The sequence below is a fragment of the Cryobacterium sp. M23 genome (assembly GCF_002929655.1).
Taxonomy (GTDB): domain Bacteria; phylum Actinomycetota; class Actinomycetes; order Actinomycetales; family Microbacteriaceae; genus Cryobacterium; species Cryobacterium sandaracinum.
This window is the reverse complement of sequence record NZ_PJJV01000068.1, coordinates 26,230-50,351: the sequence shown is the minus strand read 5'-3', so window position 1 is coordinate 50,351 and position 24,122 is coordinate 26,230. Positions and strand designations below refer to the sequence as shown.

Annotated in this window: 24 protein-coding genes and 1 tRNA gene; 19 read left to right on the top strand and 6 right to left on the bottom strand. The window is 67.4% G+C overall.

Annotated elements, in window-relative coordinates:
* Window positions 1-24 precede the first annotated feature (24 nt).
* Window positions 25-1,005, top strand: a complete 981-nt coding sequence (locus tag CXY82_RS08125; protein ID WP_104170470.1) for a 1,4-dihydroxy-2-naphthoate polyprenyltransferase — start codon at window positions 25-27, stop codon at window positions 1,003-1,005.
* Here CXY82_RS08125 and CXY82_RS08120 read toward each other — a convergent pair.
* Complete coding sequence (locus CXY82_RS08120; protein ID WP_104170469.1) at window positions 979-1,290, bottom strand: DUF4229 domain-containing protein; 312 nt, start codon at window positions 1,288-1,290, stop codon at window positions 979-981. The genes CXY82_RS08125 and CXY82_RS08120 overlap by 27 nt on opposite strands.
* A gap of 71 nt (window positions 1,291-1,361) precedes the next feature.
* On the opposite strand from CXY82_RS08120, the gene CXY82_RS08115 reads away from it, so the two are divergent.
* The 3 genes from CXY82_RS08115 to CXY82_RS08105 are packed head-to-tail and all read left to right on the top strand — an operon-like array spanning window position 1,362 to window position 4,474.
* Entirely contained in the window at window positions 1,362-1,829 is a 468-nt protein-coding gene (locus CXY82_RS08115; RefSeq protein ID WP_104170468.1) for a PLD nuclease N-terminal domain-containing protein, read from the top strand.
* On the top strand, window positions 1,822-3,558 hold the full coding sequence (menD, locus tag CXY82_RS08110; RefSeq protein ID WP_104170467.1) for a 2-succinyl-5-enolpyruvyl-6-hydroxy-3-cyclohexene-1-carboxylic-acid synthase: 1,737 nt from the start codon (window positions 1,822-1,824) through the stop codon (window positions 3,556-3,558). Before CXY82_RS08115 ends, menD begins: the two co-directional genes overlap by 8 nt.
* Before the next feature lie 49 nt (window positions 3,559-3,607).
* On the top strand, window positions 3,608-4,474 hold the full coding sequence (locus tag CXY82_RS08105; protein ID WP_104170466.1) for a PPK2 family polyphosphate kinase: 867 nt from the start codon (window positions 3,608-3,610) through the stop codon (window positions 4,472-4,474).
* A gap of 89 nt (window positions 4,475-4,563) precedes the next feature.
* Here CXY82_RS08105 and CXY82_RS08100 read toward each other — a convergent pair whose 3' ends face one another.
* Window positions 4,564-5,802, bottom strand: a complete 1,239-nt coding sequence (locus CXY82_RS08100) for an isochorismate synthase (protein ID WP_104170465.1) — start codon at window positions 5,800-5,802, stop codon at window positions 4,564-4,566.
* Window positions 5,803-5,861: 59 nt separating this feature from the next.
* Here CXY82_RS08100 and ubiE point away from each other — a divergent pair, with 59 nt between their 5' ends.
* From ubiE to CXY82_RS08040, 12 genes are all read left to right on the top strand, one after another.
* The gene (gene ubiE / locus CXY82_RS08095; RefSeq protein WP_104170500.1) at window positions 5,862-6,587 is read left to right on the top strand and encodes a bifunctional demethylmenaquinone methyltransferase/2-methoxy-6-polyprenyl-1,4-benzoquinol methylase UbiE; all 726 of its coding nucleotides are present in this window, start codon (window positions 5,862-5,864) and stop codon (window positions 6,585-6,587) included.
* Between the two features lie 32 nt (window positions 6,588-6,619).
* Window positions 6,620-7,690: a polyprenyl synthetase family protein gene (locus tag CXY82_RS08090; protein WP_369828363.1), complete on the top strand. Its 1,071-nt coding sequence runs from the start codon at window positions 6,620-6,622 to the stop codon at window positions 7,688-7,690.
* Between the two features lie 23 nt (window positions 7,691-7,713).
* On the top strand, window positions 7,714-9,099 hold the full coding sequence (locus CXY82_RS08085) for an FAD-dependent oxidoreductase (RefSeq protein ID WP_104170463.1): 1,386 nt from the start codon (window positions 7,714-7,716) through the stop codon (window positions 9,097-9,099).
* A gap of 6 nt (window positions 9,100-9,105) precedes the next feature.
* Complete coding sequence (locus tag CXY82_RS08080; RefSeq protein WP_104170462.1) at window positions 9,106-9,738, top strand: A24 family peptidase; 633 nt, start codon at window positions 9,106-9,108, stop codon at window positions 9,736-9,738.
* A gap of 381 nt (window positions 9,739-10,119) precedes the next feature.
* Window positions 10,120-10,299: a Flp family type IVb pilin gene (locus CXY82_RS08075; protein ID WP_104170461.1), complete on the top strand. Its 180-nt coding sequence runs from the start codon at window positions 10,120-10,122 to the stop codon at window positions 10,297-10,299.
* Between the two features lie 135 nt (window positions 10,300-10,434).
* Window positions 10,435-10,824 (top strand): TadE/TadG family type IV pilus assembly protein, encoded by a 390-nt coding sequence (locus CXY82_RS08070; RefSeq protein ID WP_233194071.1) that lies wholly within the window; start codon window positions 10,435-10,437, stop codon window positions 10,822-10,824.
* The gene (locus CXY82_RS08065; protein WP_104170460.1) at window positions 10,812-11,861 is read left to right on the top strand and encodes a TadE/TadG family type IV pilus assembly protein; all 1,050 of its coding nucleotides are present in this window, start codon (window positions 10,812-10,814) and stop codon (window positions 11,859-11,861) included. Before CXY82_RS08070 ends, CXY82_RS08065 begins: the two co-directional genes overlap by 13 nt.
* Window positions 11,862-11,869: 8 nt before the next feature.
* Window positions 11,870-12,607 (top strand): Flp pilus assembly protein CpaB, encoded by a 738-nt coding sequence (cpaB, locus tag CXY82_RS08060; RefSeq protein ID WP_158252035.1) that lies wholly within the window; start codon window positions 11,870-11,872, stop codon window positions 12,605-12,607.
* Window positions 12,604-13,611, top strand: a complete 1,008-nt coding sequence (locus CXY82_RS08055) for an AAA family ATPase (protein ID WP_104170458.1) — start codon at window positions 12,604-12,606, stop codon at window positions 13,609-13,611. The genes cpaB and CXY82_RS08055 overlap by 4 nt, the downstream gene beginning before the upstream one ends.
* On the top strand, window positions 13,608-15,092 hold the full coding sequence (locus CXY82_RS08050; protein WP_104170457.1) for a CpaF family protein: 1,485 nt from the start codon (window positions 13,608-13,610) through the stop codon (window positions 15,090-15,092). The genes CXY82_RS08055 and CXY82_RS08050 overlap by 4 nt, the downstream gene beginning before the upstream one ends.
* Entirely contained in the window at window positions 15,089-16,045 is a 957-nt protein-coding gene (locus tag CXY82_RS08045) for a type II secretion system F family protein (RefSeq protein ID WP_104100712.1), read from the top strand. Before CXY82_RS08050 ends, CXY82_RS08045 begins: the two co-directional genes overlap by 4 nt.
* 9 nt (window positions 16,046-16,054) lie before the next feature.
* Window positions 16,055-16,924 carry a type II secretion system F family protein gene (locus CXY82_RS08040; RefSeq protein WP_104170456.1) on the top strand — a complete coding sequence of 290 codons (870 nt, stop codon included), beginning with the start codon at window positions 16,055-16,057 and terminating at the stop codon, window positions 16,922-16,924.
* Window positions 16,925-17,050: 126 nt separating this feature from the next.
* Here CXY82_RS08040 and CXY82_RS08035 read toward each other — a convergent pair whose 3' ends face one another.
* A complete protein-coding gene (locus CXY82_RS08035; RefSeq protein WP_104170455.1) occupies window positions 17,051-17,539 on the bottom strand; it encodes a YajQ family cyclic di-GMP-binding protein in 489 nt (162 codons plus the stop codon).
* Window positions 17,540-17,564: 25 nt separating this feature from the next.
* Window positions 17,565-18,581 (bottom strand): LacI family DNA-binding transcriptional regulator, encoded by a 1,017-nt coding sequence (locus CXY82_RS08030; protein ID WP_104170454.1) that lies wholly within the window; start codon window positions 18,579-18,581, stop codon window positions 17,565-17,567.
* Window positions 18,582-18,733: 152 nt separating this feature from the next.
* On the opposite strand from CXY82_RS08030, the gene CXY82_RS08025 reads away from it, so the two are divergent.
* The 3 genes from CXY82_RS08025 to CXY82_RS08015 all read left to right on the top strand — a co-directional run bounded on the left by CXY82_RS08025 (window position 18,734) and on the right by CXY82_RS08015 (window position 21,141).
* A tRNA-Tyr gene (locus tag CXY82_RS08025) sits at window positions 18,734-18,815 on the top strand.
* A 31-nt stretch (window positions 18,816-18,846) separates the two neighbouring features.
* A complete protein-coding gene (locus CXY82_RS08020) occupies window positions 18,847-19,680 on the top strand; it encodes an inositol monophosphatase family protein (protein ID WP_104170453.1) in 834 nt (277 codons plus the stop codon).
* Between the two features lie 276 nt (window positions 19,681-19,956).
* Complete coding sequence (locus CXY82_RS08015) at window positions 19,957-21,141, top strand: M23 family metallopeptidase (protein WP_146069076.1); 1,185 nt, start codon at window positions 19,957-19,959, stop codon at window positions 21,139-21,141.
* Window positions 21,142-21,168: 27 nt separating this feature from the next.
* Here the strand turns inward: CXY82_RS08015 and CXY82_RS08010 are convergent, their stop codons facing one another.
* Both CXY82_RS08010 and CXY82_RS08005 read right to left on the bottom strand, forming a co-directional pair.
* Window positions 21,169-22,074, bottom strand: a complete 906-nt coding sequence (locus CXY82_RS08010; protein WP_233199258.1) for a GTP pyrophosphokinase family protein — start codon at window positions 22,072-22,074, stop codon at window positions 21,169-21,171.
* A gap of 245 nt (window positions 22,075-22,319) precedes the next feature.
* Window positions 22,320-23,987, bottom strand: coding sequence for a glycoside hydrolase family 13 protein (locus CXY82_RS08005; protein ID WP_104170451.1), 1,668 nt, complete (start codon window positions 23,985-23,987; stop codon window positions 22,320-22,322).
* Window positions 23,988-24,122: the final 135 nt, after the last annotated feature.

The following is a 24,122-nucleotide window of genomic DNA, read 5'->3' as shown; positions in this document are numbered from 1 at the left end:
CCGGTCAGGCCCTCACAACAGCGATTGAATCCCTCGGCAGCGACCTCTTCGGCGGCCCGGAACGGGAGGTCGGGCAACCCGGCCCGGCGGAACGCCCCCGCCGGCCGCGGCCGGGCGCGAACCGGACCGGCCACGGCGGGAGACTGGGTCTCCGGAGCACGCCTGCGCACCCTCCCGCTGGCTATCGCACCGGTGGCCCTCGGCACCGGTGCGGCGATCGTCGTGAGCGGCCCCGGCGTCTTCCATCCGGTACGAGCGGTGCTCGCCCTGATCGTGGCCCTGTGCCTGCAGATCGGCGTGAACTACGCCAACGACTATTCCGACGGTATCCGCGGCACTGACGCCAACCGGATCGGCCCGGCCCGGCTGACCGGCAGCGGAGCCGCCCAGCCCCGTGCCGTACTCACGGTGGCGCTCGCATTCTTCGCGCTCGCCGCGCTCGCCGGCCTCACCCTGGTGGTGCTGACCGGTCAGTGGTGGCTGCTGCTGGTGGGTGTCCTCGCCATCATTGCGGCCTGGTTCTACACCGGTGGACGCAAACCGTATGGCTACTTCGGTCTCGGCGAGGTCTTCGTCTTCGTGTTCTTCGGCCTTGTGGCCACCGTCGGTACCACGTATGTGCAGGTCGGCACCGTGAACACCGAAAGCTGGCTGAGCGGCGTCGGGATCGGCCTGATCGCCATGGCCGTGCTGATGGTCAACAACCTGCGCGACCTGGAGCCGGACCGGGCATCCGGCAAACGCACCCTCGCGGTGCTGATCGGGAGCATGGCGTCGCGCGTCGTGTTCTGCCTGTTCCTGCTGCTGGCGTTCGCGATCGTCGCCTTCTTCGCGGTCTTCTACCCGCTGGCCTGGCTGACGTTTTTCGTGCTGCTGCTGGCGGTGCCGGCCGGGCTGATCACGGTGACGGCGACGACCTCGACCGAACTGGTGCTGGCCCTCAAGCTGACCAGCGTCTCGGCGTTGGCCTACGGGCTGCTACTGGCTGTCGCGTTCGCGCTGTAGGTCGGCATCGGCCGCCCGCGCATCGGCCCGGTCGAGGGCAGCATCCTCGGACACGGCGTCGGGGTGCGCCGGCTCCGTATCGGGGTGCCGCGCCTGGTAGAGGCCCAGCGCGACCTTCTCGCGAGGCTTCCGCAGGAAGATGAAGGAGAGCGAGGCTCCGATCACAGCGGCGGCAATCGCGGCAATCCACCACTCGATCCGGAGGAAGAGCATCACGGCGAGCGGAACGGCGAACAGGAGCACGCGGAAGACCGAATAGGACACCCAGGCGGGAACAACATTCATGGCCACAGTTTAGATCGCCGGGCTGTGCGCTCACTCACCGATCTCACGGGTGGGAGCCATACACTGTGGGAATGGTTCGCCTGTGGTTCGCTCTTGGAGTCGTCGTCGTCGTCCTCACCGTCTATGCGCTGGTGGATTGCGCGCTCCTGCAACGATCCCGGGTGCGCGGGCTACCACGCTGGGTGTGGATGTTCGTGATCGTGCTCATTCCCGTGATCGGGCCGGTGCTGTGGCTGCTGATCGGTCGCGGCCGTGCCAGCACGGGCAAGATCGTGCGATCGTTCGCCCCCGACGACGACATCGACTTCCTCAAGGGTCTGGACCGGGCCACGTCCGACCAAGAACGACTCCGTGCCCTCGAGCAGGAGCTTGCCGACCTTGACGCCCCGGATCCCCGGGACCTCGGTGCGGCAGGAACCACCGACACGACCGGTCAGGGCAGTCAGGGCAGTCAGGCCGGCCAGAACGGCCAAGCCGGGTTCGAGCCGAAAAAATCCGAGCCGGGCGAAGGCGATCTGCCTGGCCGGCGGGATGCCTGACATCGCCTCAAGCGGTAGCCCGGCCACAGACTTCAGCGTCTCTCTCCTCGGTGAATTCGTGCGTCTGGGCGTGCGCGACCTGGTTCTCAGCCCGGGCGCCCGGTCGCAGGCCCTCGCCCTAGCCGCCGCCGAACTGGAACGGATCGGGCTGATCCGGCTGCACGTGCGCCTCGACGAGCGCGGCGCGGGCTTCCTCGCTCTCGGCCTAGCCGTCGAGGCCGGCCGGCCGGCGCTGGTCGTCTGCACCTCGGGCACGGCCGTGGCGAACCTCCACCCTGCGGTGCTCGAGGCGCACCACTCGGGGGTGCCCATGATCCTGCTGACGGCCGACCGGCCGAGCGAGCTGCGCGGCATCCGTTCGAACCAGACCACTTTGCAGCCCGGCCTGTTCGGTGTGGCGACGCGCCTGTGCGTGGATGCGCCCGCACCGGAGGGTGCGGCCGGCGAGCACGCCGACGCCATTGCCCTGGCCCGGCGGGCGACGGATGCCGCCACCGGCGCCACCTCGCTCGATCCGGGCCCGGTGCAGCTCAACCTGGCGTTCCGGGAGCCGCTGTCGGCGCCGGTGGCGCTGACTCCCGAAGCGATCTCCGGCCCGGTCGGACTCGCCGAGTCGGCCGCGGTGCTCGCCGCGCCCGTCGTGGACGCTTCCCCGACCGAACCGGTCTTCCCGGTCACGGGCGGGCCGCGCACCGTGGTCATCGCCGGCACGGGCGCCGGCCCCGAGGCCGAGGAATTCGCGCGTACCGGCGGCTGGCCGCTGCTGGCCGAGGTGTGCAGCGGCGCCCGGTTCGGCCCGAACCTCGTCTCCGCCTACCGCGAGCTGCTGCTGGCCTCCGACCTCGGCGGGCGGGTCGAGCGCGCTGTCGTGTTCGGTCACCCGACGCTCAGCCGCGAGGTGCCGGCCATGATCGTCCGCGAGGGTGTGGAGACCATTGTGGTGGCTCCCACCGGCACCGAATGGTTCAACCCCGGACACCGGGTGCGCGTATTCGCCCGCGCCGCCGCCCCGGACGCCGTGGCCATCGCAGCGGCCGGCAGCCCCGAGGGGCGGGAATGGCTGGGCCGCTGGGTGATGTCCAGCCGGCACCTGCTGGCCGCGGGAGCCGCCCGCGAATCGATCCCGATCGGTGATCGCGGAATCACCCGCGAAGAGCTTGCCGCCATGCGCGCGCCGGTCACCCGGCCCATGCTCGTGGACGCCGTTTGGCGCGCCTCCTGGCCGCACGACCGTCTCGTTTTCGGTGCCTCCCGGTTGGTGCGGGTGGCCGACCGCCGCGTTCCCGGCAAGAAGATCTCCGTGCACTCCAACCGCGGACTGGCCGGCATCGACGGCACGGTCGCCACGGCCGTCGGCATCGCCCTGGCCAGCCAGACCGGTCCGACGCCGCAGTCCACCGGGGTCACCCGCCTGGTGGTCGGCGACCTCACCCTGCTGCACGATGTCGGGTCGCTCCTGCTCACCCCGGGGGAGGCGCTCCCGCGGCTCCAGATCATCGTCGGCAACGACGGCGGCGGCACCATTTTCGACGGTCTGGAGGTGGCGGCATCCGCCCGCGCCGACGCCATCAACCGGGTTCTCTTCACCCCGCAGCAGGCCGACGTCGCCAACCTCGCCGCCGCCTACGGCTGGTCATACGGTCTGGCGGCCACCCGGAGTGACCTCGAGCGCGCGCTGACCGCGCCGCACGCGGGGCCGAGCATCCTCGAGGTTCCGCTGGTTCGCTAGGTTTGCCGGGGCGTCTGCGGGACACTGATTCTGCAACGAAGGGTGCACCGTGGCTAAACGCAGTGAGCAGGAATTCTGGACCGGGGAACCGAGGGCGTTGCTGCGGGTGACGCCGGGGTTCCGGCTCGCGGGCGTGGACCCCGCCTCGACGCCCGGCTTCGACGGGGTGGAGAAGGACAGCGCGGATGAAGCGCTGGCCTCCGGGGCCGGCGTGCTGTCGGACCTGCAGGAGATGCTCTTCGCGAACAGCCGGTCCGGCGACCCGCGCCGCGTGCTCCTCGTGCTGCAGGCCATGGACACGGCCGGCAAAGGCGGCATCGTGCGCCACGTCGTCGGCGCTGTCGACCCCCAGGGCATCCGTCTGTACGCGTTCAAGGCGCCCACGGAGGTGGAACGGTCCCACGACTTCCTCTGGCGGGTGCGCAAACGGCTGCCCGACGCCGGCTTGATCGGGGTCTTCGACCGTTCACACTATGAGGATGTGCTGGTCGGCCGCGTACGCGCGCTGGCCCCGGCGGCGGAGATCGAGGAGCGCTACGGCCTGATCACCCGGTTCGAGCAGGAACTCGTCGACGCCGGCACGACGATCGTCAAGGTCATGCTGCACATCGGCTCCGACGACCAGAAGGAGCGCCTGGCCGAGCGGCTGGAACGCCCGGACAAGCACTGGAAGTTCAACCCGGGCGACATCGACGAGCGCATGCAGTGGGCCGCCTACCAGGAGGCGTACCAGCTCGCCCTCGAACGCACGTCGACCGTTGCCGCGCCCTGGTTCGTGGTGCCGGCCGAGAAGAAGTGGTACGCCCGCCTGGCCGTGCAGCACCTGTTGATCGACGCCCTGCAGCGCCTCGACCTGACCTGGCCGTCCGCGACCTTCGACGTCGAGGTTGAGAAGGCCCGCCTTGCCGCGACCTGAGTGTGTCCGTTCCGGTCGAGAGTGACCCGCGGAGCGGGCACTCTCGCCCGGAGCGGGGATCCTCGCTGAGCGGAGTCTGCGGAGGCTTCTCAGCCGAAGGCCTCCACGACGGGGCGGAACTTCATGCGGGTTTCGGCGAGCTCGCGCTCGGGCTCGGAGTCCAGCACGATGCCGCAGCCGGCGTAGGCCGTGACGCTGCCGGCGGGGCTGACCTGGGCGCAGCGCAGGGCGATTGCCCACTCGCCGTCGCCGTCGGCGCCGACCCAGCCGACCGGGCCCGCATAACGGCCCCGGTCAAACGGCTCGAGTTCGCGGATCAGGGCGAGCGCCGTCTCGGTGGGCGTGCCGGCGACCGCGGCCGTCGGGTGCATGGCGGCGATCAGGTCGAGGGAGTTCGATCCGTCGCTCAGGGTGCCCTCGACATCCGTTGCCAGGTGCCAGAGGTTCGGCAGCTTCACGGTGAACGGGATCTCGCTGGTGGTGAGGTGAGAGGTGTGCGGGCGGAGCGAGGCCAGCACGCTCTGCACCGCGAAGGCGTGTTCGTCGCCGTCCTTGGCGGAGGTGGCCAGCTGGAGGGCTGCCTCCAGGTCGGAGGCGGCATCCGCGCCCCGCGACATCGTGCCGGCGAGCACGCGGGCGTTGACCTCCCCGTGGTCGGCGCGGATGAGGGTCTCCGGGCTGGAGCCGACGAGGCCGTCGACCGCGTAGGTCCAGCAGTCGGGGTAGCCCAGCGCCAGCTCGCTGACGGCGCGGCGCAGGTCGGATTCCCCCGGCAGCCGCCCGACCAGGTCGCGGGCCAGCACGACCTTGTTGAGGTCTCCGGAGGCGATGCGGGACACGGCTTCGCCGACCGCGTCGCGGTACCCGGCGGGCGGCAGCGCGCCCGGCAGCAGGGAGATGCGGTATTCGGTGCCGAGAGGACGGCGAGCCAGGGGAATCTCCGGCGGCGTGGTGCCGGTCGGCCAGATGCGCGTCACCCAGCATCGGCCGTTGTCGCGCCCGATGACGACCTGCGGCACGATCAGCACGCTGGTCTGGGCCGAGGAGGCGTCGAAGGCGAAGGCTCCGAAAGCGAGCAGGCCCGTGCCGGTGCTTCCGATCGGGTCGGACACGGTGGCGGCGGCCGCGACGTCGCGCCAGGCGGTGGCGGCATCCGTCAGCCGGGTCGCTCCGGAGAACTCGAGCCGCAGGGCCGTGCCGATGCCGGCCAGACCCTGGTTGCGCCGCATCCAGAGCAGCGGTGCTCGGGTGTCGAGCAGAAGAATCAGTTGGCGGATGTCGGCGATGGGGGTGGTTTCAACCGTTAGAGCCTGAGCATTCACCTGCATAGCCTATGCCAGAGGCTGTGGAGAGCCCGGCGTGTCCGCGGGCAATCTAGACTGTGGGAGTGAGTAGAGCAGACCTCAATAAGCAGCCCGAGCAGGTCGCTGCCATGTTCGATCAGGTCTCCACCCACTATGACCGCACGAATGCCGTTCTCTCGGTAGGAAACGCGGCCCTGTGGCGGATGGCCGCGACCCGCGCCGTGAACCCCCGGCGCGGCGAACGCATCCTCGACATCGCCGCCGGAACGGGCACCTCCAGCGTCGCGCTGACGAAGACGGGCGCGCACGTTGTGGCCGCCGACTTCTCTGAGGGCATGATCGCGGTCGGCCGTTCACGCCACGCGGACAACCCGCAGGTCGAGTTCGTTCAGGCCGACGCCACCGCGCTGCCGTTCGCCGACAACGAGTTCGACGCCGTGACCATCTCGTTCGGCCTGCGCAACGTGGTCGAGCCCAAGAAGGCCCTGGCCGAGTTCTACCGGGTGACCAAGCCTGGGGGGCGCGTCGTGATCTGCGAGTTCTCCACGCCGCCGTTCGCACCGATCCGGCTGGGCTACTTCGCCTACCTCACTCGCGTGATGCCGATGATCGTAAAGCTCGCGTCCTCCAACGCGGAGGCGTACGACTATCTGGGCGAGTCGATCGCGGCCTGGCCGAATCAGCAGACCCTCAGTGTCTGGCTGCGGGAGGCGGGCTTCGACGCCGTCGCCTACCGCAACCTGACCTTGGGTATCGTGGCACTGCATCGCGGCGTCAAGCCGACGGATGCGTCAAACGCACCGTCTTGAATCCTCCCAGATCCGATCGTTAGGCTGACAGAGTGAAACCGAGCATGCCCCTGTTCCGTCGCGGCTCATCCGTGACGAGCCAGCTCGGCCTCAGCGATCGCATTTTCTCGACCGCCCAGGACCGTGGCCTCGCCGCGGGCATCGAAGGGGGAATCGACCAGGTCGAGGCCAGTCTGCTCGCCGAGGTGACCTTTGCCGACGAGATCGCGAACGTCACCAGCCGCTACCTGCTCAACGCGGGCGGCAAGCGCGTGCGCCCCATGCTGGCGCTACTCACCGCCCACCTCGGCAGCGGCAACCACGCGGACGTCATCACCGCGGCCACCGCGATCGAGATCACCCACCTGGCCTCGCTCTACCACGACGATGTGATGGACGACTCGGACAAACGCCGCGGGGTGCCGAGCGCGCAGACCGTGTGGGGCAACTCGGTGGCGATCCTGACCGGGGATCTGCTCTTCGCCCGCGCCAACCAGCTGATGGCACGGCTGGGCGAACGGGCCATCCGTTTGCAGGCCGACACCTTCGAGCGCCTCGTGCTCGGCCAACTGCACGAGACCGTCGGTGCGCAGCCCGGCCAGGACCCCGTGGAGCACTACATCCAGGTGCTCGCCGACAAGACCGGGTCGCTGATCGCGGCGGCCGCCCAGGCGGGCATCATCTTCTCCGACGCCCCCTCCGAGTTCGAAAAGCCGGTGATCGCGTTCGGCGAGAAGATCGGCGTCGCCTTCCAACTCATCGACGATGTGCTCGACCTCTCCCCGCAGCCGGAGGAGACCGGCAAGGTGCCCGGCACCGACCTGCGCGCCGGGGTGGCCACCCTCCCGCTGCTGCGCCTGCGCGAGCGTGCCCCGCACGACGCCGACGCCGCCGCCCTGCTCGAACGCCTCGAACGCGACGTGATGGCCAGCAACGGCGTCGCGACCGCTGCGGCGGACTCCGCGATCACCGCGCTGCGCGAGCACGACGTGACCGGGCAAACCCTCGCCGAGGCCCACGGCTGGGCGCATGACGCGGTCGAAGCCCTCGCCCCGTTGCCGGACGGCTCGGTCAAGAAGGCCCTCACCCGTTTCGCCGACACGATCGTTGAACGATCCAGTTAGACGATCAAGCTAGAAAGGCTTCCATGACCAAGTTGCGATTGGCCATTGTCGGCGCGGGACCTGCGGGTATCTACGCCGCCGACATCTTGCTCAAGGCGGAACGGAACTTCGAGGTTTCGATCGACCTGTTCGACCACCTGCCGGCACCCTATGGACTTGTGCGCTACGGCGTCGCCCCGGACCACCCCCGGATCAAGGGCATCATCACGGCCCTGCGCGATGTGCTCGACCGCGGCGACATCCGCGTCTTCGGCAACGTGCGGTTCGGTATCGACATCACCCTCGACGATCTGAAGAAGCACTACAACGCCGTCATCTTCGCGACCGGGGCCGTGCGCGACGCCGACCTGGACATCCCGGGCATCGACCTGGACGGGTCCTACGGGGCCGCCCGGTTCGTGAGCTGGTTCGACGGTCACCCCGACGTGCCGCGCTCCTGGCCGCTGGAGGGCCAGGAGGTTGCCGTCATCGGCAACGGCAATGTGGCGCTCGACGTCGCACGTATGCTCGCCAAGCACGCCGACGACCTGCTGAGCACCGAGATTCCGACGAACGTCTACGAGGGACTCAAGGCATCGCCGGTGACGGATGTGCACGTGTTCGGCCGCCGTGGACCGACCTCCGTGAAGTTCACCCCGCTGGAGCTGCGGGAACTCGGCGACCTGCCCGATGTGGACATCGTCCTCTACGACGAGGACTTCGACTACGACGATGCCGCGCGGGACGCCGTGGCCAGCAACAAGCAGGTCTTCGTGATCGACAAGGTTTTGAACAAGTGGCGGGAGCGCCCGGCCGGCACGGCCAGCCGCCGCCTGCACCTGCACTTCTTCGCCAAGCCCGTAGAGATCGTCAACGACGGCGAGGGCCGGGTCGGCGCCATCCGTTACGAACGCACCACCCCCGACGGGCAGGGCGGCGTCGTCGGCACCGGCGAGATCCGCCAGCTCCCGATCCAGGCCGTCTACCGCGCCGTGGGTTACTTCGGGTCGCCGCTGCCGGGCGTTCCCTTCGACAGGAAGCACGGCGTGATCCCCAACCGGGAGGGGCAGGTTCTCTGGAAGGGCGACCCATCGTTCGGATCGAAGAGCGCCAACACGCAGCTGTACGGCGTCTACGCGACCGGGTGGATCAAACGCGGACCGGTCGGGCTGATCGGGCACACGAAGTCCGACGCCATGGAGACCGTGCGGCACCTGATCAACGACCTCGGCAACTGGTGGCGACCGGATTCGCCCTCGGAGCAGAGCATCGTGGACCTGCTCGACGAGCGAGGGGTGCAGTACACGAACCTCGACGGCTGGCACCGGCTCGACCAGCACGAGCTCGCGCTCGGCTCCGACGAGGGTCGCACGCGAGTCAAGGTCGTTCCCCGCGACGAGATGGTCACGATTTCCCGCGGCGTGAGGTAGACGCGCGTGGCGCCCTGGCTGTCGATTGTCGCCGGTCTGATCGGCGCCGCACTCGGGGTTTTCATGACCGGGATTGCCGAACGGATGCTGCGCATCCGCCGCCGCTTCGTCTGGCCGGTGCGTGCCGCGGTGACCGTGTCGACCGGCCTGCTGGTCGCCCTGGTCGTGTGGGAGTTCGGGGTCGGGTGGGAGCTGCCGGCGTATCTGTACCTGGCGCTGATCACGGTGGTGCTCAGCGTCGTCGACATCACCGAGAAGCGTCTGCCGAACGCGTTGGTCTACCCCTCGCTGATCGTGCTGCCGATACTGTTGACGCTCGCGGCGGCGGCATCCGGGGCCTGGCAGGCCCTGCTCGGGGCCTTCCTTGGCGGTGCCGCGCTGTTCGCGTTCTATCTCGTACTCGCCCTGATCTCGCCCGGCGGCATTGGCATGGGCGACGTGAAGCTGGCCACCGTGATCGGCCTTGCGCTCGGCTACCTGGGCTGGACCCCGTTTCTCGTCGGTGCTTTCGGTGCCTTCCTGATCGGCAGTCTGGTCTCGCTGGTCGCCCTGGCGCTGCGCCGGGTGACCCTGCGGAGTTCCATCCCGTTCGGGCCGTCCATGCTCGCCGGGGCCTTTCTCGGCGTGATCCTGGGCTGAAGAACCCCCGGCACGGGGGTAGGGCGATCGTGGAGACGGGGTTACGGTGACTCTGTCGTCGACCCTACGGCGAGATCGCTTCACCCGAGGAGCACCTGTGTACCCGATTTTTCCTGCCCGCAGCGCGCCTGGAGACACCTCCCGCGCGATTCCCTGAGCCACTCGAACTGATCGGCTCGAACCCGAATGACGGCCTCGCTCGCGACAATCCCACCTCGCGAGTCATTGTCATGCTGCTTTCAGTATTTCTTCAGCTTTCATTCAGCTGCCCCCAGACGGGGACCCCCTCTTCTGGGGAGTAGTGAGGTTTTCTCGGCGAACGTAACTTGTGGTCATTCGCTCGGCCGCCCTGGCCGGCCCACACAGAACGGAAAACCCGAGATGAAGTTCTACACCAAAATTCAGGCCCTCATGAACAGCCTGCGCACCGACGAAGAGGGCGCCACCGCAGTGGAGTACGGCCTCATGGTCTCGCTCATCGCCGTCGCCATCATCGTCGCGGTCACCGCGGTCGGCACAGCCCTCACGGCGTTGTTTAACGGGGTTGCGCTAGAACTCTAACCGACGCGTGCCCGGCGGAACATGATCCGCCGGAACCCCGTGCGCCGGCGGCGGCTTGCCAAGGCGAGCCGCCGCCGCCCGCACTCACCCCCGACTTTCACCCGCAACGCCAGGCCTACCCGAAGGGGCCACCAAATGATGCGTTTCCTCCATCGACGAGGCGAACGCGGCGCTGCCGCCGTGGAGTTCGCGCTCGTGCTGCCCATTCTCCTGCTGCTGGTGCTCGGCCTCATCGAGTTCAGCCGGCTCTACAACATTCAGATTTCGCTGTCCAATGCGGCCCGCGAAGGCGCCAGGAACATGGCGATTCACAACAGTCAGTCGACGGCCAAGGCCGCGGCCATCGCCGCCGCCCCGTCAATCAGCCCGAGCGTGTCGGGCGGCCAGATCTCGATCACGCCCGCGGCGTGTGCCGCCAACCAGGCCGTCACGGTCACCATCACCTACAGCGTGTCACTTCTGACCGGTTATTTCGGCACCACGCTTCCCCTGACCGGCAAAGGAGTCATGCTATGCGGTGGTTGAATCGTGGGCTTCGTTCCGAGCGCGGTGCGAGCGCTGTGATGGTCGGTATCCTGCTCGTGCCTCTGCTGGGGTTCGTGGCGATTGCAGTCGATGTCGGGGCCCTCTACGCGGAGCGCGCACAGCTTCAGAACGGCGCGGATGCCGCTGCCCTCGCCATCGCCCGCGACTGCCAGGACGGTGTCTGCACCGATCCGGCCGGCGCCGCCGCGCGCTTCACCAACGACAACGCGAATGACGGCGCCGCCAACGTGCTGGCACCGAGCATCAGCATGGCTAACAAGACCGTGACGGTCTCCGACAGCACCCGCGTCGCCGGCACCAATGCAGGGGCCATCAGTCACCCCTTCGCGCGGTTCATCGGCGTCGACCCTACGACCGTGGGCGCGACCGCCACGGCGCAGTGGGGCGGCCCGGGGTCCGGCCCCGTGCTCGCGCTCGCGCTGTCCTGGTGCGAGTTTCAGGAGTCGTTGGCGGCGTCGGGCAAACATGTGACCATCCGCACCGACACCAACAAGATCTGCAAGCACGCTCCCTCAGAGGAAGTCATCCCCGGGGGATTTGGTTGGCTTGACAACGCCAACGCCTGCGTGGCGATCGTCAACTTGAGTCTCAACCTTGACGCGGCCGGGCAGCTCTGGGTGGGCAGCGACGCCGGCGGGAGTGTGAACACCGACTGCAAGTCGAAGCTGGAAAGCCTCAAGGGCACGACGGTGCTGGTGCCGATCTATGACCGCGTTCGTGGCACGGGAACCAACGCCGAGTATCGCATCTTCGCCTTTGCCGGGTTCACCATCACCGGCTGGAACTTCCCGTCCACCAAGGTCCTCGATCCACTGGCCCCGCTCTGCCCCGCCGCAGCCCCAACAGCTCCCAAGGCTCCCAAGGACCCCAAGGCCCCTAAACCCTGCGATGAAAGCGACAAGAGCAATAACTGGAACGGCATCCAGGGCTACTTCAATAAATGGGTCTCCATCGACGGGGCGTTCGGACTGGGCGGGCCTCAACTCAACGCAACCAGCGTCAACCTAATCAAGTAGGAGCTGCAATGAAAACCCGACTCATCGGCGCGATCCTCGCGATCGTTCTGGCCATCGTTGGCACCGTCGTGCTCACCGGTTACGTGAACAGCGCCGACGCGCGAGCAGCCGACGGCGCCGAGTTCGTATCGGTCTACCTGGTCGCCGATGAGATCCCAGCCGGCACCGAGGCGAGCGCGATCACCGACCTCATCACCGCGAAGCAGATCCCGGCCCTCGCCGCGGTGCCGGGCCGGGTGACGAAGCTGAGCGACCTGAAGGGCCTGGTGGCGGACACCGCACTGATGCCCGGCGAGCAGCTGCTCGAGTCTCGCTGGGTGACGCCCGCCACGCGGGCGGCCAGCGGAGACGTCGCACTGCCGGAGGGAATGCAGGCGGTCAGCATCGCCCTTCCCGTCGAGCGGGTGGTCGGCGGCACGATCAAGCCGGGCGACACCGTCGGCGTCGTGATTTCCGCCACCATCAAAGGCGCTGACGGCGCCGAAGACACGCCAATCAGCCGGCAGGTCTTCCACAAGGTGCTCGTCACCGCGGTACGCGAGGGAACCAGTACGCCCCCTGCCGACGGAGCGGACGCGGCAGCCGAGGCAGCCGAGACCGTCATGGTCACTCTCGCTCGGCCGACCGCAGATATCCAGAAGTTGGTTTGGGGCAAGGAATTCGGCAGCGTGTGGCTCACCATCGAGCCGAAGACGGCTGATGAGACCGGTTCAGCGGTCGTCGACGGAAGCGTCGTGTTCCAATGAGCCGCCCACGACTGAGCCCCTGGCGTGACGGGGTGCTGGGGTCGGTAGCGCAGACGGCCTCGGCCGTCGGACCCGGCGAAGAAGCCCGGGATGGCAGCCCGGGCGAGATCGGGCTAGCGGATGTCACCGCACTCGACGACCGGTCGGCAGCCGATGAGCAGGAACCGTCCACCCTCGAACCCCCTACCCTCGACCCGCCCACGACCGAGGAGACTCCGGAGCCGGAGGTCATCCCGCGCCAGACCATCGCGGTGGTGGCCGCCAAGGGCGGTGTCGGCAAGACGACGATCGCGACCAACCTGGCCGTCGGCCTCGCCAAGCAGGCCCCGCTGTCGGTGGTGCTCGTCGACGCCGATGTGCAGTTCGGAGACGTGGCCATGGCCCTGTCGCTGACACCCGGACGCTTCCTGCCGGATGCCGTCACCGCCGTCGCGGCCAACGACGCCATGGTGCTCAAGGCCTACCTCACCCCGCATCCGGACGGCTACTACGTCGTGTGCGGCGCGGAGTCGCCGGCCGACGGGGACCGGGTCACTGGCGAGCAGCTCGGTCACCTGATTCGCCAACTCGCCGGGATCTTTCGGTTCGTGATCATCGACACGGCGCCCGGCCTGGGTGAACACGCGTTGGCCGCCCTCGAGGCTGCCACAGACGCCGTATTCCTCTGCGACATGTCCGTGCCGGGTGCACGCGGCCTGCGCAAGGAGCTCGCCGTTCTCGCCACCATCGGCATCCTGCCGCCGGCCCGTCATGTCGTGTTGAACTTCGCCGACCGGGTGAGCGGGCTGAGCGTGAAGGACGTCGAGGCAACGATCGGTGTGCCGGTGGACGTCGCCGTTCCCCGATCGAGCCTGGTGACGCTGTCCACGAATCGTGGCATTCCGCTGCTCCAGAACGGAAAGAAAAATCCAGCATCGGCTGCCCTCACGGAGCTGGTGCGCCGATTCGACCCCAGCGGGTCGTTCAAACGCGGTCGCTTGCATCGAAGGGTGGTTGTCGCATGAAACTGACCGACCGAGTGGAGGCGGCACGCCGCGATGGTCCACTGCACAAGCTCGACAAGAAGACCGGCAACGGCAACCTCTCTGCATCGAGGGCGGTGACGGACGTTGCCCTTCAACCCTCCACCGAGGCCACAGCTGCACCGGAGGCTCAGGCTCCCGCTCCGGAACCCGCGCCCATCCCGGCGCCGCCGCTTGACCCACTGGCAGAACTCAAGGAACGGGCGGCACAGGAACTTTTCGGCCGTATCGGCACGCGCCTGAACGACCCGAGCCTGAGTGAGGAACAGCTGCACTCGTATGCCAGGGCCGAACTCGGCAGCATCGTCGCCGCCGAACAGGTTCCGCTCAGTCCGGAGGAGCGCACCCGGCTGATCGCCGAGATCGGTGCCGACGTGCTCGGGCTCGGCCCGCTGGAGGCACTGCTCGCCGACGTCGGCGTGACCGAGATCATGGTCAACGGCCACGAGCAGATCTTCGTCGAGCGTGACGGCCAGCTCAGTCGCAGCGCTGCCCGCTTCACCAGCGAGGCCCAGCTGCGCCGGGTGATCGAGCGCATAGTGTCGAAGGTCGGGCGCCGCATCGACGAGTCGTCGCCGCTGGTGGACGCGCGCCTCGCCGACGGCTCGCGGGTGAACGCGATCATCCCGCCGCTCGCGGTCGACGGCTCCTCGCTCACGATCCGCAAGTTCGCGCGCGAACCTTTCACCGTGAACGACCTGGTCGGCTTCGGCACGCTGAGCGCCGAGATGGCCCAGGTGCTGGATGCCTGCGTGAAGGCCAAACTCAACATCATCGTCTCCGGTGGCACCGGAACCGGGAAGACGACGCTGCTCAACGTGCTCTCCGCCTACATCCCCTCCAATGAGCGCATCATCACCATCGAGGACGCGGTGGAGCTGCAGCTACAGCAGGACCATGTGATCCGGCTGGAGTCCCGGCCGGCCAACATCGAGGGTAAAGGCGAGGTCACCATCCGTGACCTCGTGCGCAACTCCCTCCGGATGCGGCCGGACCGAATCGTGATCGGCGAGTGCCGCGGTGGCGAGAGCCTGGACATGCTGCAGGCGATGAACACCGGGCACGAGGGATCGATCTCGACCGTTCACTCGAACTCGCCGCGCGACGCGATCGCCCGGCTCGAAACCCTCGTGCTGATGGCCGGAATGGACCTGCCGCTGCGCGCCATCCGAGAGCAGATCTCGTCGGCGATCGATGTGATCATCCAGATCACCAGACTCAAGGACGGCACCCGTCGGGTCACGCACGTGACGGAGGTCCAAGGCATGGAGGGTGACATCGTCACCCTGCAGGACGCCTTCGTCTTCGACTACAGTGCCGGCGTCGACGAGGCCGGACGCCTGCTCGGCCACGCGGTGGCGACCGGGGTGCGGCCCCGGTTCGCCGACAAATTCCGGGACCTCGGAATTCCGTTGTCCCCGAGCGTGTTCCAGGCCAACCTCGTCACCCGGAGCCAGAGATGAATGAGCTGGCCCTCTACGGAGGAATCGCCGCCGCGCTGATCGCCCTGTTCGTGATCGTCTTCCTGGTGATCGCACCACCACGGCCCCGGGTGCCGCTGGAACGCCGTCGAGCGCCGGGTGCGGTGGACACGTCGACCCTCACCCGGGTGACCGACCGCACGGTCGAGGCCATCGAGGGGGCGATCCTTCGTCGCGGCCGCGCGCCGTTCACCGCGGAGGAACTGGAACAGGCCAGCATCCGGATGCAGCCGTCCGGCTTCGTGCTCATGGTGCTCTCGACGTCGACCGTGCTGGCCCTGACCGGCCTGCTCTTGGGGAACGGCACCTTCTGGGCGATACCGCTCCTGGCGACCTTCGCGGCGCTCGGCCCGATCGGAGCGAAGGTGTTTCTTCACGTGCGGGCGGGGCAGCGTCGCGCAAAGTTCGCGGAACAGCTCGACGAAACCCTTGCGCTTCTGGCCGGCGGCCTGCGGGCCGGTCACAGCCTGCTGCGGGCGGTGGACGCGGCCTCCCAGGAGACGCCGTCGCCGTCGGCGGACGAGTTGGCTCGGGTCGTGAACGAGACTCGCATCGGCCGGGACCTCGGTGATGCTCTCGACAACACCGCCACCCGGATGCGGAGCGAGGACTTCCAGTGGGTGGCGCAGGCGATCGCCATCAACCGTGAGGTCGGCGGCAACCTGTCCGAGGTGCTCGACCGGGTGGGCCACACCATCCGGGAACGCAACGAGATCCGTCGCCAAGTGAAGTCGCTCGCCGCCGAGGGAAAGATGTCAGCCTGGGTGCTGATCCTCTTGCCGATCGGGGTGTTCACGTTTCTGCTGCTGACGCAGCCGAACTACTTCGCCGGCTTCTTCGGCAGCATCTGGGGCATCGCCGCCCTGGTCGTCGCCGCCATCCTGCTCGTCGCCGGCTCATTGTGGATGATGGCCGTCGTCAAGGTCAAGTTCTAGGAGAATCCAGTGCCTTCACTCATCGCAATCCTTGCCTCGCTGGCCGTTGCCGGCGGGTTCGCGGTCCTGGTCGGCATCCTCGTCGGCGGTCGCGCCGCCAAGCCGATCACCGACATCGGGGATGCAGGTCTAAACCTCGTCGGGACGACCGCAGCGCGCGTCAGACGGGGTCGAACGATGCGCGAACTGGCCCCCCGAGGGTACCTCGGGATGCTCGAACGCAGGCTGGCGCTCGCCGGTCGGCCCCCGGCCTGGACCATCGACAAGATCCTCATCGCCAAGCCGCTCGCGGGCACCGCCGGTGCGCTCCTGGCGCTCCTGTGGATCAGCGGGGACCCGGTCCCGACGCGATTCGTGCTCGGTGCGCTCCTTGTGGTTCTGTGCTTCTTCGTGCCCGACCTTCTCCTGATCAGCCGCGGGCAGGAGCGACAAGAGAAGATCCAGAACGCCCTGGCCGACACCCTTGACCAGATGACGATCGCCGTGGAGGCCGGTCTGGGCTTCGAAGCGGCGATGGCCAAGGCGGCAACGAACGGCAAGGGGCCGCTCGCGGAGGAATTCATCCGCACCCTGCAGGACATGAGCATCGGCCGCACCCGAACGCACGCCTATCAGGCGCTCGGCGACCGCACCTCGTCATCGGACCTGCGCCGGTTCACCCGGTCGGTCATCCAGGCCGACACCTACGGCATCGCGATCGCGGACGTGCTCCGGGTGCAGGCCGGGGAAATGCGCCTGCGCCGCCGTCAGCGCGCCGAAGAGAAGGCGATGAAGATCCCGGTCAAGGTGCTCTTCCCGCTCATCTTCTGCATTCTGCCGGTGCTGTTCATCGTGCTGCTCACCCCAGCCGTGCTGAGCATGATCGAAGCGTTCTCCTGAACATCGCCGGAGCCGAACGCGCTCCTAACGAATTCGACGGAGATTCTGCTGTAAAAACACGCTTAAAGGCATTTCCGCGGCGAAATCGGCAAAATCTCCGTCGAATTGGTGAATGCAGGCGTGGGACTAGCGGAAGTTGACGAACTGCAGGGCCACGTCGAGGTCTTTGCCCTTGAGCAGGGCCATGGTGGCCTGCAGGTCGTCGCGGCTCTTCGAGCTGACCCGCAGCTCGTCGCCCTGGATCTGGCTCTTGACGCCCTTGGGGCCCTCGTCGCGGATGATCTTGTTGATCTTCTTCGCATTTTCCTGGTCGATCCCTGCCTTCATCGAGGCCTCGATCCGGAATTCCTTGCCCGAGGCGAAGGGATCGCCAGCGTCCAGGCTGCGCAGGGAGATGCCGCGCTTGATCAGCTTGGATTCGAAAACCTCGAGGATGGCCTTGACGCGCTCCTCGGAGTTGGCCTTCATGAGCACCTTCTCGCCGCTCATCTCGATCGAGGCGCCGACATTCTTGAAATCGTAGCGCTGTGCGACCTCTTTGTGCGCCTGGTTGAGGGCGTTGTCGACCTCCATCGGGTCTACCTTGCTGACGATGTCGAACGTTGAGTCTGCCATGCCTGCAATAGTACCCAGTGGGTGCCTATTCGCCCGGCCGGGCGGTGCTGGAGCGCACGAGGAGCTCGAATGGCATGGGGGTGTTCAGGGACGAGAGCTGGTTCTGGCCCGGACGCAGCCGGTCCAGCAGGATCTCGACGGCCTTCTCGCCCTGCCCCTGCGGAAACTGGGCGATCGTGGTGAGGCCGAAGAAGTCCGCGAGTTCGTGGTCATCGATTCCGATCACGGACACGTCCCGCGGCACGACGAGGCCGAGGTCCCGTGCGGCAAGGATGACTCCGATCGCCATCTCGTCTGAGCCGGCGAAAACGGCGCTCGGCCGACCGTGCGGGTTGCCAAGAAGTTGTGTGGCCGCTTGGTAGCCGCTTTTCATCGTGAAGTCCGCAGGCTTGAACAATTCGGCAGTTGGAGTGATTCCGGCTGCCGTCAGGGCTAACTCATAGCCGACCCGGCGGTTGGTTGGAAGATGGAAATCCCGGTCGACGTCCTCATTTCCCCCGATGTGTGCGATCCGTGTGTGGCCCAGGGAGAGCAGATGTTCCGTGGCGAGCCTGGCCACGGCAACATCGTCGATCGTGAGCGTGCGAACACCCTCGATCGGGCCGCCGACGCCGACCAGAGGCTTGTCGAGTGCGTGCAGGGTGGCGACTTCGGTCGTGGTCAGTTCGAGGGAAATCGCGATGACAGCATCCACTCTCTGACGCAGCAGGAAATGGTTGAACACGATGCGGCGCTCGCCTCCGCCGCCGGTCAGGCTGAACAGGGTGAGGTCATAGCCGTTCTTCAGAAGGGATTTCTGAGCACCCTCGACAACGCTGGAGAAGAACCAGCGGTCAAGGAACGGAACGACGACACCGATGTTCTTCATCCGGCCGGAGGCGAGACTCGATGCCGTGGAGGAGACGACGTAGCCGAGTTCCCCGGCGGATGCTTCGACCTTTAAACGGGTGGCAGGGGACACATGGCCGTTGCCGCTGAGTGCGCGCGAAACAGTGGCGGTAGAGACGCCCGCGTGGCGGGCGACGTCATCGATGCCTACCATGAGGTTCCTATCGGGAATGAAGTTGAGTCATCTCCGATCATATCCACCGTCCGATAGGTACCGGACGTGCCGATTTCTCACTGGGGACCAAAACCTTGTATTCTGACTGAGCGTCTCCGGTCACGTGTTTTGCATATGGTCGGGTGCGTACTGGCAAGTTACCCAAGTGGCCAAAGGGATCTGACTGTAAATCAGCCGTCTTAGACTTCGGGGGTTCGAATCCCTCACTTGCCACTCTCTCTTCCGCATCATTTAGCGTTGCACCATGACCACACGTGCCTCAGCCGGATTGCTTCGCCTCGCCCAGGACACCGCGCTCGCCGCGGGGCAACTGGCTGCCCGGCGGAGAACTGTTGGGGTGCAGGTCGCCGCGTCGAAGTCCGCCCCGGAAGACGTCGTGACCCTGGCCGACCGGGAAACCGAGTCGCTGATTCGGGCTCTCCTGGCCGACGCCCGGCCCGATGACGGTTTCTTCGGCGAGGAGTCGGCGGCCACCCGCGGCACATCCGGCCTGACCTGGGTCGTGGACCCGATCGACGGCACCGTCAACTACCTCTACGGTTTTCCGGCCTGGGCGGTCAGTATCGCCGTCGTCGAGGGTGACCCCGATCCGGCCACCTGGACCACTCTGGCCGGCGCCGTCTACAACCCGACCGGTGACGAGCTGTTCACCGCGGCAGCAGGTGACGGGGCGTGGCTGGGCGCCCACCGGCTGCAGGTGCCGACGGACGTGCCGCTGTCGCTGGCGTTGCTGGGCACCGGTTTCTCCTATCGCGCGGCCGAAAGAGAGCGGCAGGCGGACGTCGTGCGGGGCCTGATCGGCGAGGTACGGGACATCCGTCGCATCGGGTCGGCCGCACTCGACCTGTGTTCGGTTGCCGCCGGGCGGTTGAACCTCTATTACGAGCGCGGGCTGAGCCCCTGGGACCACGCGGCCGGCGCGCTGGTGGCGCGCGAGGCCAGCGCTCGAGTCGGTGGCTTCGGAGCCGACCGCGAGGGTATGGGCCTGCTCATTGCCGGGGCTCCCGACCTTTATCGGGTCTGCCAACCCCTTCTGGCCAAACTTTTCGATGACTTCATGGCCGACGCGGAAGCGTAGGCGACTGAACCGCTTCGAACGAGACGGATGCCGCGGAAACACCGGTGACCGACGTGCTCGTGGCGGCCCGGAGAGATCGCCGGAAACGGAGGCAGTGCCCCTTTTTCGGGTGTCATTCTGCTTCGAAGAGTAGGGATAACCGGCCTCCGGGCGGTAGCCTGTACTGATTCGTTACTTTGGTTGAGGCCAAGACGACTATCTTCAACCGTCCAATGCGCCGAAAGAACCGATCCTTTGCTCCCTCACTCCTCTAGCTCGGCTGCCTCGGTGCCGGGTGTGAGTGACCCTGCAACGAAGCCCCTCACGCGTCGCGAACTGCGCGAGCGCGAGCGGATGTCCGTCCCAGTGCTGGACATTCCAGGCTCCGCGGTCACCGACGCGCCGACCGCCGCCGATCCCGCTGGTGCCGGGCCGTTGACGCCGGACCTCGACCTTCTGGGCGCCGCGAGCCTCGCTGAACCCGAATTCGAGTCCGTGACGATCGCTGACTCGGACCGCCTGATCGCCGCGCCGGCCGCCGCCGACGCTCCGGTCTCCGACGTGGACCGGCTGCAGACGGCCAGCTCCGCCGTCACGACGTCCACGGAGATCCCCTTCCCCACCCGGGCGCAGCGCCGCGCGGAACAGCCCGCCTCCCGCCCCCGCCGCGCATCGGCCCGGGAGCGACTGGCGCCCGCCGTTCACCCGGCCGCCGCCACCACGCCGGCACCCCGGCCCCGCACCACCGCGACGGCCCCCGCCAATCGGGTGCGTAAGTTCGCCACGACGGGGGTCACGATGGTCGCCATGGCCTTCGTCGCCCTGATGGCCGTGGCCACCTCCCTGCCGGCCGAGGCGCTGCTGTCCTCTGCCGATGTGCAGGCCGCCGCCTACAACGCGAAGCTGAGCGCCCAGGGCGAACCTGCCCAGTCGCTCTCCATGACCGGCGGAGCGGACACCATCTCGGTCGAGCGTGACGGCTACGAGTCGAAGACCATCGCCGAGGTCGCAGCGGCCAGCGGCATCCGGATGGAAGCGACCTTCACGAACAACCCGAACGGCACCGTGCAATGGCCCTTCTCGGTGGGCGTGCACATCGGTGACGAGTTCGGCTTCCGCGACTGTGCGGGCTGCTCCTCCAACCACGGCGGCCAGGACTTCAACCCGGGCCTCGGCGCGCCGATCCAGTCGATCGCCGACGGCGTCGTGCGCTACGCCCAAGACGGCGAAGGCAGCCTCGGCGTGCACATGATCATCGACCACATGATCGACGGCGAGCTCGTCTCCAGCGTTTACGCGCACATGATCCACGGCTCGATGCTCTTCAAGACCGGCGACGTCATCACGGTCGGCCAGGTCATCGGCCAGGTCGGCGACACCGGAATGTCCACCGGCCCGCACCTGCACTTCGAGATCCGCGTCGGCGGCAAGGACGGCACCAAGGTCAACCCGCTCGTCTGGCTGTACGCCAACACGAACTAGTTCGACCCCGACACAGGCCAGCTGGAACTAGCCGGCCGCCTCGGCCTTGGTCTCGTCCTCGTCCTCAGGCTCGGTCACTGGCGCGGACTTGGGCGGGGACTCGGCGGCCCGGGCGCGGCCGATGGCCGCGAGGAGGCCCTCTGGCAGTGCCAGCTGCGACAGCCCGGCGATCTCGAGCAGGTGGGTCTCTCCGCTGCCGTTGGGCTCCATGGCCAGGACCTGGTCGTGCAGGCCCTCCATTTTCAGGTCGAGGCGATTGGCGGCATCCGCCGCCTGCTTGAGGTCGCCCACCAGATCCACCGGAACCGCCCCGTGGTACTTGTAATAGATCTTGTGCTCGAGACTCGCCCAGAAGTCCATCGCGACCGTTCGGATCTGGATCTCGACCGTGACCTCGTCGACCCGGTCGGACAGGAAGACGGGGATGTCGACGATCAGGTGCAGGCTCTTGTAACCGTTCGGCTTCGGGGCGGCGATGTAGTCCTTGACCTCGAGCACCGTGACGTCGAGTTGGCTGGTGAGCATGTCGAGAATGCGGTACGTGTCCGAGATGAAGCTGCAGGTGATGCGGATGCCGGCGATGTCTTGGATCTGGGCGCGAATGTCGTCGAGGACGAGCGGGCAGCCCTTGCGGACGGCCTTCTTCAGGATCCCGTCGGGCGTCTTTAGCCGAGAGTTGACGTGCTCGATCGGGCTGTAGTCGTGGATGGAGGCGAACTCCTCCTTCAAGATGTTGATCTTCGTCATCATCTCGTCGGTCGCGAACTTGTATGCCAGCATGAACCGGGTCAGTTCTGTCGTGAGCTCGCGAGGTTCGGCGAGATCCCCGCGCGTCGGGGCCGCCTGGTCGGCTTCGGGTTCGGTGTTGGGGTCGGTGCCGGGTCCCGGTTCGGTTCCGTGTTCGGTTCCGCTGTCGATCCCCGTGCCGGTCACTGCTACTCCTTCTATGCGCTCCCCGTTCAGGCGACGCCCTTCGATTGTCCCATGGCGGCGCTGCGGGGTCACTGATCGCGTCGCCGGAGCACGCGGCATCCGTCGCCTTCGAGCGCCGTTCTGCCCCGTGCCCCGAACGAATTCGACGGAGATTTTGCTCTAGAACTGGGTTTTGAGTTCTAAACCGGCCGTTTCGGGCAGAATCTCCGTCGAATTCGTTTGGGCAAACGCCCCGAGGGTGGGGGCTAGGCGCGCAGCCAGACGGTGGTGTCGCCGGGGAGCGTGTTGCCGGGCAGCGGGCCGCTGGCGAGGAGGAGTTCGCCGGCAGGCAGAGGCACGGATTCCGCGCCCGTGTTCGCGACGACCGTCACCGCGCCGTTGCGCAGCGCCACGATCTCGTCAGCGTGGCCGTCCAGCCACTCCACCGAGCCCAGCCCGAGGGCGTGCTCCCGGCGCAGGCCCAGGGCCAGCGTGTACAACTCGAGGGTGGAGCCGGCGACGCCGACCTGCGCGTCGCGGGCGAGGCCCGCCCACTCGTCCGGCTGCGGCAGCCAGCTCTCGGCCGAGGGGCCGAAGCCGTAGGAGGGAGCGGCGGCTTCCCAGGGGAGCGGCACGCGGCATCCGTCACGGCCGTAGCGCTCTCCGTTGGTGCGAAACCAGGTGGGGTCTTCGCGTGCGGAGTCGGGCAGGTGGATGACCTCGGGTAGACCCAGTTCCTCGCCCTGGTAGAGGTAGCTGGAGCCGGGCAGCGCGAGCATGAGCGCTGAGGCGGCCCGGGCCCGGTGCAGGCCGATCACGCTGTCGGGCAGGTCGGGCGTCGTCGGCCCGATACCGTGGCCCTGCAGGTTCTCGTGGTTGAGCGCGAGCCGGGAGGCGTGGCGCACGACGTCGTGGTTGGAGAGCACCCAGGTGCTCGGGGCACCAACTGCGCCGAACGCAGCGAGGGAATCGTCGATGACGCGGCGGAGGGCCGGGCCGGCCCAAGCCGTCTCGAGGTAGGCGAAGTTGAAGGCCTGGTGCATCTCGTCGGGGCGCACCCATTCGGCGACGTGGCTGAGCGGATCGACCCAGGCCTCGGCCGCGAGGATGCGGTCGCCCGGGTACTCGTCGAGGATGAGGCGCCAGTCGCGGTAGATCTCGTGCACACCGTTCTGGGCCCAGTAGGGCGCGGTTTCGGGCCACTCGGTGATGATGCCTGGCCCCTCCGTCGAGGCACCGCCCATGCTGCCGCCCGCGACCGGAGGCGTGTAGTCGGGAAGACCGGTCGCTTTGATCATGCCGTGCGCGACGTCCACCCGAAAACCGTCCGCCCCGCGGTCGAGCCAGAACCGGAGCACATCGCGGAATTGCGCCTTCACCCATTCGTTGTCCCAGTCGAAGTCGGGTTGTGTGGTGTCGAAGAGGTGCAGGTACCACTGGCCGGGAGTGCCGTCCGGGTTCGTGACGCGGGTCCAGGCATTGCCGCCGAAGACGGAATCCCAGTTGTTCGGGGGAAGGTCGCCGTGTTCGCCCTGGCCATCACGGAAGATGTAATGCGCGCGCTCCTCACTGCCCTCGGCTGCGGCGAGGGCAGCTTTGAACCATGGATGCTCACTTGAGGAGTGGTTTGGCACGAGGTCAACGATCACGCGGATGCCCAGCTCGTGTGCCGTGTGCTGCAGGGTGTCGAAGTCATCGAGCGTGCCGAAGAGAGGGTCGACATCGCAATAATCGGCCACGTCGTAACCAGCGTCGTTTTGCGGTGACGTGTAGAACGGCGAGAGCCAGATGGCGTCTATCCCGAGAGCCCGGAGAGCAGGGAGACGATTGGTGATGCCGGTTAGATCGCCCATCCCGTCACCGTTGGCGTCCGCAAAGGACCGAGGATAGATCTGATAGATAACTGCGGTTCGCCACCACTCTGAGCCTGTCATGAAAAGAAACCCTACGGCATTTTCGTGACTATGGAAGCGCTTGCAGGCCTGCGGGCTGTGCGCATCACCTGCTCAAGATTCAGATCCGACTATTTCAGTTGTCAATGGTTCCGATACTTGCTATAAATGTAAACG

Bases quoted from the DNA above. Each gene is read 5' to 3' on its own strand.
- CXY82_RS08120 (WP_104170469.1), bottom strand. From the start codon at position 1,290: ATGAATGTTGTTCCCGCCTGGGTGTCCTATTCGGTCTTCCGCGTGCTC.
- CXY82_RS08115 (WP_104170468.1), top strand. From the start codon at position 1,362: ATGGTTCGCCTGTGGTTCGCTCTTGGAGTCGTCGTCGTCGTCCTCACC.
- menD (WP_104170467.1), top strand. From the start codon at position 1,822: ATGCCTGACATCGCCTCAAGCGGTAGCCCGGCCACAGACTTCAGCGTC.
- CXY82_RS08100 (WP_104170465.1), bottom strand. From the start codon at position 5,802: ATGCAGGTGAATGCTCAGGCTCTAACGGTTGAAACCACCCCCATCGCC.
- CXY82_RS08085 (WP_104170463.1), top strand. From the start codon at position 7,714: ATGACCAAGTTGCGATTGGCCATTGTCGGCGCGGGACCTGCGGGTATC.
- CXY82_RS08075 (WP_104170461.1), top strand. From the start codon at position 10,120: ATGAAGTTCTACACCAAAATTCAGGCCCTCATGAACAGCCTGCGCACC.
- CXY82_RS08070 (WP_233194071.1), top strand. From the start codon at position 10,435: ATGATGCGTTTCCTCCATCGACGAGGCGAACGCGGCGCTGCCGCCGTG.
- CXY82_RS08065 (WP_104170460.1), top strand. From the start codon at position 10,812: ATGCGGTGGTTGAATCGTGGGCTTCGTTCCGAGCGCGGTGCGAGCGCT.
- cpaB (WP_158252035.1), top strand. From the start codon at position 11,870: ATGAAAACCCGACTCATCGGCGCGATCCTCGCGATCGTTCTGGCCATC.
- CXY82_RS08055 (WP_104170458.1), top strand. From the start codon at position 12,604: ATGAGCCGCCCACGACTGAGCCCCTGGCGTGACGGGGTGCTGGGGTCG.
- CXY82_RS08050 (WP_104170457.1), top strand. From the start codon at position 13,608: ATGAAACTGACCGACCGAGTGGAGGCGGCACGCCGCGATGGTCCACTG.
- CXY82_RS08045 (WP_104100712.1), top strand. From the start codon at position 15,089: ATGAATGAGCTGGCCCTCTACGGAGGAATCGCCGCCGCGCTGATCGCC.
- CXY82_RS08035 (WP_104170455.1), bottom strand. From the start codon at position 17,539: ATGGCAGACTCAACGTTCGACATCGTCAGCAAGGTAGACCCGATGGAG.
- CXY82_RS08030 (WP_104170454.1), bottom strand. From the start codon at position 18,581: ATGGTAGGCATCGATGACGTCGCCCGCCACGCGGGCGTCTCTACCGCC.
- CXY82_RS08020 (WP_104170453.1), top strand. From the start codon at position 18,847: ATGACCACACGTGCCTCAGCCGGATTGCTTCGCCTCGCCCAGGACACC.
- CXY82_RS08005 (WP_104170451.1), bottom strand. From the start codon at position 23,987: ATGACAGGCTCAGAGTGGTGGCGAACCGCAGTTATCTATCAGATCTAT.